We start from the raw sequence: 12,456 nt of genomic DNA on the forward strand, positions 1-12,456 counted from the left end.
ACCACCACACATATCGAGTCTCCAGGCCGATGTCACTTGAACAATTAAGGCGCAAACAATGATGATTAATCTGGATATAGCGGTAGAGCGCTGGCCGATTGCCGGAACGTTTACAATCTCCAGAGGTTCCAAAACTGAAGCAGCAGTTGTCATTTGCACTGTGACTGATGGGGTTCACCGTGGACGGGGCGAGTGCGTGCCTTACGCCCGTTATGGCGAGAGCATAGAATCGGTGGTCGCGGAAATTGAAACATTGCGCGACGCTCTGACAAAAGGCGCGACTCGCAATGATCTGGCCGTATTGATCCATGCCGGTGCCGCACGCAATGCGGTGGATTGTGCCCTGTGGGATCTGGAGGCCAAACAGGCTGGTAAAAGCGTAACTTCCATACTGGGCCTGAACGAGTTGCATGACCTGACAACCGCCGTAACCGTGTCATTCGGCGATACCTCGACAATGGCAGATGCGGCGCGGGGCCTTGCCGACAGACCCTTGATCAAGGTCAAGGTTGGCGGCGAGAACGATGCCGAAAGAATTCGTGCTGTGGCCGAGGCTGCCCCTTCAAGCCGCATCATAATCGATGCCAATGAGGGCTGGACCGACGCAAATATCGTGGAAAACATGCTGGCATGCGCCAAGGCAGGCGTAGTGCTTATCGAACAGCCATTGCCTGCAGGAAATGACGATATCCTGGCGAAGATACCGCATCCTGTGCCAATCTGCGCTGATGAAAGCGCCCACGGCACTGATGACTTACATATGCTGCTCGGTCGCTATGACAGCATCAACATCAAGTTGGACAAGACCGGCGGACTGACTGAAGCGCTACGCATGCAGAAACGCGCGCGGGAGCTTGGCTTTGGTATCATGGTCGGCTGCATGGTGGGAACGTCATTGGCCATGGCACCAGCCGTGATCGTGGCACAGGACGCGGATTTCGTCGATCTGGATGGGCCGCTGATCCTCAAAGAGGACCGCGCGCCGGGGCTTGAATTCACTGGAAGCCGGGTTTCGCCACCAAAACCCGAACTGTGGGGCTAAGCTTCTCTCCGCTCGAGTTTCAATGAAACGACTGCGAGGAAGAGGCCAATCGCAGCCAGCACCACCATTGCGTAGAAACCATAGATGCCGGTAGCCGCATAGAGCGGCCCCGATGCCATGGTGGCGATTGCCAGCGATGTGCCGATGAAAAATGTCGAAAGCCCTTGGGCCGTTCCGCCCCGTTCTTCGGGAATGGTCAGGACGATCATTTTCTGCATGCCGAGAAATGAAAGGGCGAAAGAGAAGCAGTGCAGGCATTGGACAACCAGAAATCCGCCGACGCCAAGCCCAGCAGGCTCAATCAGCGGAAATACCGCCCAGCGGAACATGGCAATGGCAGATCCGATCATCAACACTTTTGCCGGATGAAAATTGCCGAAGATGCGCCGGAAACAGGTGAACATGATCACTTCCGCGACAACGGAAATGGACCAGAAAGCACCGATAACGGTTTCTTCTATGCCAATCGATTTCCAGTAGATTGCCGAGAAACTGTAGCCATAGGCATGGCTCGCCTGAGTAATACCTGTGGCGATAAGAAAGGTGACGAAAGCGGGACGGCGCAGCGCCCTGCCCGCATCAGCTATATCTACATCGGAAAGCGGCGAAAGGCGGCGTGGTTTGCCTATCCGGGGCACGATGAAGCTCATACCACATGCCAGCAAAAGAGCGCCAAGCAAAGCCCACGGAATGATATGCTCGCCGAAACGCTGGATAAACATACCAGCGACAAATGATGTCAGCAGGAATGAAATTGAGCCCCAAACGCGCATCTTGGCGAAATCAGCCCCGTAGCGCCGGACGCCAGACAACGCAATTGTATCGGCCACCGGCACTTGCGATGTCCATGGCGGCGACAGCAACAGCGACACTGCGAGAATGCCGACAAAACCAAAGGGCACAAAATAGAACGCGGCGACAACAACCGCCAGAACCGTGCACATGGTGAGGATATGCGCGCGATCATTGGACCGGTCTGCAAGCATCGAAACCAACGGTGCCGCAATAACCCGTACAAACAGCGGCATCGACAGGACGATGGAGATTTCCGTTGGTGTCAGCGAACGATATTCAAGCCAGAGCGGAAAATATGGCAAGTGCAAACCACTCGACATGAAAATAGCGAAATAGGTCAATGCTATCCGCAGCTCGAAGCGAGACGGTTTGCCTTGGCTTAAATCCGCAACGGCGGCTGTCATTGGTGGAACTTTCGGAAGTTCGGAGATTGTCAGGCAGAATCGCAACCATGCGTCGCCTTGAGATTCGCGATTAGCACGAATTTCAACCAGTTCATAGAAACAGAACTGGCTAAGCACATAAAATCATTGCAGTCCTGATGTTTATACAAAAACGCGATTGGTTCCACAGGCCGCGTGTATACCCTTCATTCTTGCTAGATTGATCAACCGATAATATTCCGCCATTTATCAGTTATGAGAAAATTCCTGAATAGGCTTTCCTCCGTGTTTGGAGGGCAACAATCCACCTCGAAGGAACAGGCGCCAGAAAAACCAGAATCGGGCGCAGGCTTGCCGAATGCGCAAAGCGAATTCACACCGCAAAACGAGCTTGAGCAATTGCTGGTTCTCGCGGCTGATGACGCATCAAAGCGCAATGAATTTCAACAGGAAATGCTTAACGGCGATCTTTTCATTGCCACGCCCGAAGCTCCCGAAAACTCAAGGTTACGGACAATACAGACCTCGGAAAACTTGCATATCCGCACGGTCAATCGCCCCGACGGCGGTCAAATACCTGCTGTCTTTTCCTCGGAAGCAAGAATTGCAGAAGTTTTCGGCACGGGTACCGGATTTATGCGGATGAGTGGTGCCGATCTTCTGAAAATTCTGGTGAACGATGGCGCGGTGCTTAACCCCGGCCTCGCCTATGGGGTACACTGGACGCCAGAAGCTTTAGCTGCTCTGCTCGGCCTGCCGGTGCGGCGTACAATCGAAAAAGCCACCCAAATTATGTTGGGCACGCCTTCCGAACCTCCAGAGCAGCTTATAGAAGCTTTGCGAAGGTCGCTGGACAGCGAGCCAGAAATTTCAGAGGCATGGTTTGCCTTGGCAATCTGGCCGGAAATCGACGGAAGGTCATGGTATATTGATGTCCGGTCGTCCAAGCCTGCGGATGAAGTAAGCAAAATGCTTTCCAATGTACTGCACGACGCTGAATTGAATGGGCTTCCTGTTGATATTATCGTAAAGAACAATGGCGAGGCCGAAGGTGTCGGCATTCGGCTTAAACCTGCTCAGACTCATTAGAGCCAAGCGAAATTACCGCACCGAAATAGTTCGACCGGGCTTGGCCATATGTCCTGGAACTTCGCGGGACACGCCGATCCTTGTCAGGATACTTTCGAATATATCGGCGCAGGCTTTCCAGCTAAATCCTTCCAAGGTCGTTTCCGGATCAACATTGCCCATGGCCAGAGCTGCCATTGCCGCCTCGCCCAAATCTTCCGATAGGACACCAGCACCAGTGGCATCGATAACGTCTTTCGATCCCGGCACTGGATAGGCCGCCACCGGCAATCCGGAGGCGATGGCTTCAAGCAGCACCAGTCCGAATGTATCGGTGCGGCTCGGAAAGACGAAGACATCAGCGCCGGCATAATATCTCGCCAGTGCTTCGCCTTCATGTTTCCCGGCAAAGACAGCCTTTGGATATTGGCGCTTCAGATTATCGAGATCAGGACCATCCCCAATGATCAACTTCGTACCCGGCAAATCCAGTGACAGAAACGCTTCCAGATTTTTCTCGACGGCAACGCGGCCAACACAGATGAAAACCGGGCGCTGCAAATGCAAATCGACATCTGGTCGTGGTCGGAACAGTTGCCGATCAACGCCGCGCGTCCACACTTTCAAGGTCTCAAATCCACGTGCGACCAACTCGTCATGGATCGACTGCGTCGGCACCAAGCAGGATTCGGCGGCATTGTGAAAGCGTCGCAACCAGCCGTAGGACCATGATAATGGTACAGGCAGGCGCTTGCGCAGGTATTCGGGAAACCGGGTATGGAAGCTGGTCGTAAAGCGCCAGTTATTCTTGATGCAGGCGCGGCGCGCCATCATGCCAAGTGGGCCTTCCGTGGCGATATGCACATAGGCGGGCTGTATCGCCTCAATGCGCGCCTTGACAGCGGATGGCAGTGTCAGCGCAAGCCGGATTTCCGGATATGTAGGGCAAGGCGCTGAGGGATAATCCGCGGGAGAGATGATCGTCACCTCGAAGCCCCGCGCTTCCATTTCCTCGCGCACCTTGGTCAAGGTCCGCACGACGCCATTCACTTGCGGATGCCAAGCATCCGAAACGATGACGAGCCGTTTTACCTCGTCACGCCGCATTCGCCGCCTTTGGCCGTTTGTCGGCAATCTGGATCACAGGAGCAAAACCGGCTTGCTCGCTGATGAGATGTGTCCACGACAGAAGTTCCATCCGGCCGTCGAAATGCTCGACAATAGCCGTGCAGCTTTCCACCCAGTCGCCGGTATTGATATATTCGATGCCGTCGATCTGTTCGATGGTGGCGTGGTGAATATGGCCGCAAATGACGCCATCCGCTCCAATGCGGCGTGCCTCGTCAGAAACGACAGTCTGGAATGAGCCAATGAAATTGACCGCTTTCTTGACGCGAAATTTTGCCCACGCAGAGAATGACCAGTAACGCAGTCCGAGACGGCGGCGCACCTTGTTCATCACCGTGTTGATGGCAAGCGCTGCGTCATAGGCCCAGTCACCAAGATATGCGATGTGACGGGCGTTGCGGACAACGACATCGAATTGATCGCCATGTATCACAAGGAATTTACGGCCATCGGCCGTCTCGTGCATCATCCGGTCCGTGACTTCTATTCCGCCAAAATGCGTACCCTGAAAATCGCGCAGGAACTCATCATGATTGCCGGCAATGTAATGAATAGTCGCGCCCTTGCGGCTTTTGCGCAGCAATTTCTGTACAATATCATTGTGCTCCTGCGGCCAGTGCCATGAACGGCGCAAACGCCAACCATCGACAATGTCGCCGACAAGATAGATTGTCTCAGCATCATGGTGTTTCAGAAAATCCAGCAAAAAGCTGGCCTTGGCACCCTTGGAACCAAGATGGACATCGGACAGAAACAGCGTGCGAAACTTTTTGGGTTCGACCTCGACCATGATGCGGATCTCCGTATCGCGCTGACGCATATGCGTCTTCTGCGCGACACAAACCCGATTCATGTCACAGTCTTATGACGGCAAGGAAAATTGCAGACTTACGCGATAAAGACTTGTATCAAATCTGGGTTCATTTATGCCTCAGATGGACACGTGAATTTCAGACCGACGACGCAGACGGATACTCCGGAAGGAACCACTTCATGGCTCAGGACAATACACCCGGCAATTCAGAACTTGATGAAAGCGCACTGTTCTATCATCGCTTTCCCATGCCGGGTAAGCTGGAAATTCAGGCGACCAAGCCGCTTGGCAACCAGCGTGACCTTGCCCTCGCCTATTCTCCGGGTGTTGCCGCACCATGCCTTGCCATCCATGCGGACCCGTCTACGGCCGCCGATTATACGAGCCGCGCCAATCTGGTTGCAGTGGTGTCAAACGGTACTGCGGTGCTCGGTCTTGGCAATATCGGACCTCTCGCCTCCAAACCGGTCATGGAAGGCAAGGCGGTTCTCTTCAAGAAATTCGCCAATATCGACGTTTTTGATATTGAGATTGATGCGCAGGAAATTACCAAGATCGTTGATGTCGTCGCAGCTCTGGAGCCAACCTTTGGCGGCATCAACCTTGAAGACATCAAGGCACCTGAATGTTTCGAAGTTGAAGAGCAGCTTCGCGAGAAGATGAACATTCCGGTTTTCCATGATGATCAGCATGGCACAGCGATTATTGTTGCTGCCGCAATCATCAACGGCATGGAATTGGCGGGCAAAGACCTATCGAAGGTCAAGATCGTTGCTTCCGGCGCTGGCGCGGCTGCGCTTGCTTGTCTGAACCTTCTCGTCAAGCTTGGCGCGGATCGTAAGAATATCTGGGTCTGCGACCTTGATGGTGTGGTCTATGAAGGCCGCAACACGCTTATGGATCGCTGGAAGTCCGTTTATGTACAGAAGACCGATGCGCGCGTTCTGGCTGATGTCATTGGCGGCGCAGACGTGTTTCTTGGTCTATCGGCAGCGGGCGTGTTGAAGCCTGAACTGCTCAAGCAGATGGCACCAAACCCGCTGATCATGGCGCTTGCCAACCCTAATCCGGAAATCATGCCGGAAGTAGCGCGCGCTGCTCGCGCTGACGCAATGATCTGCACGGGCCGGTCGGACTTCCCCAATCAGGTAAACAATGTTCTTTGCTTCCCCTATATTTTCCGTGGGGCACTGGACTGCGGTGCAAGTGCCATCAACGAAGAAATGAAAATGGCGGCGGTACAGGCCATTGCGGCGCTTGCCCGCGAAGAGCCATCCGATGTTGCCGCTCGCGCCTATTCCGGCGAAACACCGACATTCGGCCCCAACTATCTGATCCCTTCGCCTTTCGATCCACGTCTTATCCTGCGCATTGCGCCAGCAGTGGCAAAGGCTGCGATGGAAACGGGTGTTGCCGAACGGCCCATAGAAGATTTCGACGCCTATCTTGATCGGCTCAACCGCTTTGTTTTCCGTTCCGGCCTCATCATGAAGCCGATTTTCACTGCAGCGAAAACCGCGGAGAAGAAGCGCGTCATTTACGCTGATGGTGAAGATGAGCGCGTGCTTCGTGCAGCGCAGGTCGTGCTCGAAGAAGGCATTGCCATTCCAACGCTTATCGGACGCCCTCAAGTTATCGAAACACGGCTTCAACGCTATGGCCTTAAAATCAAGCTCGGGAAAGATTTTGACGTCATCGATCCGGAAGATGATCCACGCTACCGCGATTATGTCGATCTTCTGGTCAGCCTGACTGGACGGCGCGGCACGACACCGGAAGTTGCACGTACAATGGTCCGTGCCAGCGGTACGGTGATTGCTGCGCTGGCAATCGTGCGCGGTGAAGCCGATGCCATGATCTGCGGACTGGAAGGCCGTTTTGAGCGGCATTTGCGCAATGTCGAGCTGATTATCGGCAAGTCGGAAGGTATTCGCAACTTCTCCGCACTCAGCCTGCTTATCTCGCAGCGCGGTGTGCTCTTCCTGACCGATACCTATGTGAATATCGATCCGAGCGCGGAAGAGATTGCTGAAAAGACCGTGCTTGCGGCAAACGAAATCCGCCGCTTCGGTATCGAACCAAAAGCTGCATTGCTCTCGCACTCGAACTTCGGCTCTCGCGATTCCGAAAGCGCTGCCAAAATGCGCAACGCATCTGAAATCCTGCGTGTGAAGGCGCCAGAACTTGAACAGGATGGCGAAATGCACGGTGATAGCGCGCTTTCGCAAGTGCTGAGGGAGCGTGTGCTGCCACACTCACGGCTGACGGATGAAGCCAACCTGCTGGTATTCCCCAATCTTGATGCGGCCAACATCACACTGAATGTCGTCAAGACTGTTACGGATGCGCTGCACGTCGGCCCGATCTTGCTCGGAGCCGCCAAGCCAGCCCATATACTGACGCCTTCGGTAACATCGCGCGGTATCGTCAACATGACGGCATTGGCCGTAGTAGAAGCTTCGCAGCGGGTGGAATAGACCTTCGTCTTATTGCTGCCGCATGATCGTGGATGGTTTCATCAACACTCCAATATGAGACCATCCATGCTCCGGACACCCTTGATCATTCTTGCCGCATTTGCCGCTTTGCTGGCGGCAACAGGGTTGTCCCGTGCGCAGAGCGACAATTGCGCGCGCATGCAAAGCCGTCTGGACAGGTTGAACAATGATCCGACATTGGATGAGTATGAATTCAACTTGCGCCGGGATCGCATTGAAGCGGCACTTGATGCCAATAATTGCCCGATAAATGACTACCAGTATCGGGATTTGCCGCGACTGGACGAAGAAGAACCCGGCTCTTACGAAATTTATGGGGGGCGTGAGCCGCAATCTGTTGGCCCGGGATCAATTCCGGTTCCTATTGAAGGGGGCCAATATCAAACCATGTGCGTGCGCACTTGCGACGGCTATTACTTCCCGCTGACCTATGAGACTGGGGCAGAAAACTTTCCGCGGGATCAGGCACAATGTCAGGCCCAGTGCCCCGGTGCGCAGCTGTTCTTTAAGCCGACAGGCGAAGAGCGACCGGAAGCAATGATTTCGCTGGGCGGTCAGGCGTATCGGGATATGCCGAACGCGTTCAAATTCCGCAAGGCAGGTGCCAATGGCACGCCGCAATGCACATGCCAGAAAACCGCTGGCAATTTCTCGACCATGGGCAACCCGCGCGAACTGGCAAAACAGCCGCCAAAGCCGGTGTCACCGCCAGCACCAGCCCAGCCTGCTACGCCCAAAACGCCATCGATTATCGCTGTGGACCCGCAACAACCTGCGGTGACGAAGCAAGAGCCATTGCCGACTGCGCCAGCGCCAACCGAGCCGGCAAAGCCCCCGGTAGTCGAGCCGGCAAAGCCAGCAGTGACAGAACCAGCTAAGCCAAAAGAGCAGCCGGTTCAGACAAAGGCAGAACCTGCGTTGCCAGCCCCGAAAGCAGAGGAAAAGCCCTCTTCGATCATTGAATTGGGAAAGCCTGCTGCGGCTGAAGCGCCTTTGCCAAAACCCTTGAGCGAGGACAAGCCTATCGATCCAAACCGCAAGGTCAGGGTCGTCGGGCCAACGTTCCTTCCCGACCAAGGAGGGGCAACAGATCCGCAAGCTCAGGACCGGAAGCCCGGCCCGTAAGCGCAATACGCAAAGGCATAAACAAGCCTTTGCCCTTCCGACCGCTTTGCGTCTTCACAGCATCCGTCCACTCTTTCCAAGTCTCGCGGCTCCATGGCTCGGATGGCAGGAGGTCGAAGGCTGCACTAATGAAATCATGATCTTCATCGGTTAAAGACTCATCGCCGGCAGGGCCATTCCTGACAATTTCCCACCACTGCAATGCATCCGAGACGAAGGTAAGATTGCTGCGTACAGCCAGCCAGAATGCTTCGGCGTCACTGCCATCAATACCAAGCGCCAAGAGCCTTTCCTTTGCCTCGGAGAACGGCATAGCGTGGATGAGCGTGCGGTTCAGCGCATCAAGATCGGCAGGATCAAACTTCGAAGATGATTTCGATGTAGCCGCCGGATCAAAAATCGCAGCAAGCGCATCCATGTCAGGCATGGCAACGACATTTTCAGATGTACCTGTCAGCACTGCAAGGCTGGCAACCGCCATGGGCTCGTAGCCGGCACGCCGTAGGCTACCCACCGACAATGCGCCGGTGCGTTTGGAAAGGCCCTCGCCGCTCGCAGTGGTCAGCAGATTGTGATGACCGAGCTGAGGTGATTTTGCGCCCATCGCCTCAAATATGGAAATCTGGACGCCGCTATTGGTGACGTGATCGTCGCCGCGAATAATGTGAGTAATATCCATGTCGATATCATCGACCACAGACGTGAATGTATAAAGATAGGTGCCGTCTTCACGGATAAGCACAGGGTCCGACAACGACGCGAGATCGACGGTTTCCGGACCGCGAACCAGATCATCCCAGTGCACTTCGGTGCGTACAGGGGCAAAAGGATCATCCTTGAAATTTGGCAGGAGAAAACGCCAATGCGGGCGCTTGCCTTCAGCTTCCAGTTTCGCCCTGTCTTCGTCGGACAGTTTCAGCGCATCGCGACCATAAACCGGTGGTAAGCGCCGCGCGAGCCGAAGCTTGCGCTTCAGATCAAGCTCTTCGGCGGTTTCATAGCATGGATAAAGCAGACCGGCAGCCTTCAGCTTTTCAGCTGCAGCAGCATATTCGGCAAAACGCTTCGACTGATATTCAACGCGGAAAGGCTTGATACCGAGCCATTCCACATCCTCGGCTATAGCCTCGACATATTCGGTCTTGGACCGCTCGACATCCGTGTCGTCAAATCGCAGGACCATTTGCCCGCCATTTTTCAACGCAAACAGCCAATTGAACAAGGCGGTGCGCGTATTGCCAATATGGATATAGCCGGTGGGTGATGGTGCAAAACGTACGATTGGGGTCATGATCGGGGAATATCGGATGCTGTGTGGAATGGCAATATGGGTTGGTATGTCCTCTCTCCTAGGGCAGATATAATCGGCATTCGGGTCGCTGCGTGGTTCGACGGGGCTCACCATGAGGAAAGTGGTTGATTGCGTATTAGTTGCAAACCTTGCGGAAACAACTCCCTGCAAATAACAACCTTCCTCATGGTGAGCCCCGTCGAACCACGCAGCGACCCGAATGCAATTTTTATGCACTACGCTTCTCTTGCACTTATCTCTCCCACAAGGGGAGAGATAAGTGGTCGCCGCTATTAGCTGTCCTGAAGCATCAGGCCCTTGGTCAGCTCCATCGCCTGCAGTTCGAACAGACCGCGATAGATGCCGCCCTTGAGCCCTATCAAGGCCTCGTGGTTGCCCTCCTCGGCGATGCGGCCATGGTCGAAGACCAGAAGCCGGTCGAGGGAGCGAACGGTCGACAACCGGTGAGCAATCACCAATGTCGTCCGGCCTAGCATCAGGCGTTCCATGGCCTGCTGGATCAGCATTTCTGACTCTGAATCGAGGCTTGAAGTCGCCTCGTCCAGAATAAGAATCGGCGCATCCGCAAGGAATGCTCGGGCAATGGCAACGCGCTGGCGCTCGCCACCCGAAAGCTTCACACCACGCTCACCAACAAGCGTGCCATAGCCTTTCGGCAAGCCCATGATGAAATCATGCGCACTTGCCTGACGAGCAGCCTCTTCCACCTCAGCCTGCGTTGCTCCTGGCCGCGCATAGGCAATGTTTTCCGCCAGCGACCGGTGAAACAGGATCGGCTCCTGCTGCACAATGGCGATCTGCTGGCGCAACGATGCCTGCCTGACATCGGCAATATCCTGCCCGTCGATCCTGATCTGACCAGACTGCACATCGTGCAGACGTTGGATCAACTTGACGAATGTGGACTTGCCCGAGCCGGAATGCCCGACCAGACCAACACGCTCACCTGCCCGGATCGTTACCGAAAACCGGTCGTAAAGCGGTAGCCTGTGTGCGCCATAATGGAACGTCACATTATCGAACTCGATCTTGCCATTGGTGATCTGAATCGGCTTGGAGCCGGGCCGATCATCAATACCGAGTGGCTGACTCTGAATATCAACCAGCTCTTCCATGTCATTGACAGAACGCTGCAAATTGCGAATGTCCATGCCAACTTCACGCAAGTAGCCCTGCAGGATAAAGAACGAGGTGAGCACGAAAGTGATATCACCCGCACTCGCATGTCCATTTGACCAAAGCAGTAATGCCGCGCCGATCATTGAGCCTCTCAGGATGAGAAGCATCGAACCCTGTGTCGTTCCGTTGATCGTACCGCGCCGCCACGTACGGGCTGTACGGTCACGCCACTTGGCAACAACCTTGGCAAGACGGGCATCCTCGCGGCTTTCCGCACCAAAGCCCTTGACGACCATGTTGCAGCTGACCGCATCGGCCAAGGCACCGCCGAGCTTGGTATCCCAGCGATTGGCAAGGCTGGCCATTGGAGCAACGAAGCCAAGCGACATCAGCACCGTGACCACCACGAACAGCAATGAACCAAGGCCGACAATGATACCCATGACCGGCCAGTACCACGTCATCAACGCTGTCGAGCCGATGAGCATGATTACAGAAGGAAACAGTGCCAGAAGCAGCGTGTCATTCAACAGGTCAAGCGCCCACATACCACGCGTAACCTTACGCACGGTCGAGCCCGCAAAGCTGTTTGCGTGCCAGTCGGTCGAAAAACGCTGAATGCGATAGAATGCATTCGCAGCGATGTCGGACATCATCTTCAGCGTCAGGTTGACCACTGTCATGAAGATGACATAGCGCAGAACAATTGCCCCGAAAGACAGGGTAATCAGTGCGGAGAACGCCGTCATTGCGGCATTCCACGTTACTTCGTCCTGCGGACTGCCCTTGACGATAGCATCAACAAGCCGCCCGGAATAAAGCGGCGTCAACACATCGGCCATTGTCGAAAACAACACGGCAACAAGTGTTAGCGACAGGCGCACGGGCTGCGCCTTCCAGTGTTTCCAGGTGAATCCGAGAACGCTGCGGAAAGCTCCGCCTCGGATAGCGAGTCGTAAAAAAGCCATGACGATTGTCCGGCACACAAAGCACCGGCCTCAATAGGAATTACAGAAAGAAGATGCCGCGTAAAAGAAAGTGAATCAGTGCGGCATTGTGGTGTGGCGACTTGGCCGAATACGGACAAGGCCAATGTCGGCGATGAGTTCTTGACTTGTGAAGCCAATAGGAAAGCTTGAATGCTTTCCGTCATCACATATCAGGAACTGGCG

At 54.7% G+C, this 12,456-nt stretch carries 9 protein-coding genes; 4 read left to right on the forward strand and 5 right to left on the reverse strand.

The genetic code is table 11. The annotated features are described in order from the left end of the window. Positions 1 to 58 precede the first annotated feature (58 nt). A complete protein-coding gene (gene dgcA / locus PMI41_RS07230) occupies positions 59 to 1,042 on the forward strand; it encodes an N-acetyl-D-Glu racemase DgcA (protein ID WP_008123294.1) in 984 nt (327 codons plus the stop codon). Here the strand turns inward: dgcA and PMI41_RS07235 are convergent. Beyond that, positions 1,039 to 2,241 carry an MFS transporter gene (locus tag PMI41_RS07235; RefSeq protein ID WP_040854276.1) on the reverse strand — a complete coding sequence of 401 codons (1,203 nt, stop codon included), beginning with the start codon at positions 2,239 to 2,241 and terminating at the stop codon, positions 1,039 to 1,041. The two genes, dgcA and PMI41_RS07235, sit on opposite strands and share 4 nt — an antisense overlap. Positions 2,242 to 2,505: 264 nt before the next feature. Here PMI41_RS07235 and PMI41_RS07240 point away from each other — a divergent pair, with 264 nt between their 5' ends. Continuing rightward, entirely contained in the window at positions 2,506 to 3,309 is an 804-nt protein-coding gene (locus PMI41_RS07240) for an enhanced serine sensitivity protein SseB C-terminal domain-containing protein (protein ID WP_008123299.1), read from the forward strand. A gap of 12 nt (positions 3,310 to 3,321) precedes the next feature. Here PMI41_RS07240 and PMI41_RS07245 read toward each other — a convergent pair whose 3' ends face one another. Beyond that, positions 3,322 to 4,395, reverse strand: a complete 1,074-nt coding sequence (locus PMI41_RS07245; RefSeq protein ID WP_008123301.1) for a glycosyltransferase family 1 protein — start codon at positions 4,393 to 4,395, stop codon at positions 3,322 to 3,324. Continuing rightward, positions 4,385 to 5,206, reverse strand: coding sequence for a UDP-2,3-diacylglucosamine diphosphatase (locus tag PMI41_RS07250; RefSeq protein WP_008123302.1), 822 nt, complete (start codon positions 5,204 to 5,206; stop codon positions 4,385 to 4,387). Before PMI41_RS07250 ends, PMI41_RS07245 begins: the two co-directional genes overlap by 11 nt. 203 nt (positions 5,207 to 5,409) lie before the next feature. On the opposite strand from PMI41_RS07250, the gene PMI41_RS07255 reads away from it, so the two are divergent. Continuing rightward, on the forward strand, positions 5,410 to 7,707 hold the full coding sequence (locus PMI41_RS07255; protein ID WP_008123303.1) for an NADP-dependent malic enzyme: 2,298 nt from the start codon (positions 5,410 to 5,412) through the stop codon (positions 7,705 to 7,707). Between the two features lie 66 nt (positions 7,708 to 7,773). Then, positions 7,774 to 8,853 (forward strand): DUF2865 domain-containing protein, encoded by a 1,080-nt coding sequence (locus PMI41_RS07260; protein WP_008123304.1) that lies wholly within the window; start codon positions 7,774 to 7,776, stop codon positions 8,851 to 8,853. Here PMI41_RS07260 and gltX read toward each other — a convergent pair. After that, entirely contained in the window at positions 8,771 to 10,144 is a 1,374-nt protein-coding gene (gltX, locus tag PMI41_RS07265; RefSeq protein WP_040854083.1) for a glutamate--tRNA ligase, read from the reverse strand. The two genes, PMI41_RS07260 and gltX, sit on opposite strands and share 83 nt — an antisense overlap. Positions 10,145 to 10,437: 293 nt before the next feature. Beyond that, positions 10,438 to 12,252 carry an ABC transporter ATP-binding protein gene (locus PMI41_RS07270; protein ID WP_008123306.1) on the reverse strand — a complete coding sequence of 605 codons (1,815 nt, stop codon included), beginning with the start codon at positions 12,250 to 12,252 and terminating at the stop codon, positions 10,438 to 10,440. Positions 12,253 to 12,456 lie beyond the last annotated feature (204 nt).

It is taken from the genome of Phyllobacterium sp. YR531, from assembly GCF_000282595.1.
In the GTDB taxonomy this organism is placed as follows: domain Bacteria; phylum Pseudomonadota; class Alphaproteobacteria; order Rhizobiales; family Rhizobiaceae; genus Phyllobacterium.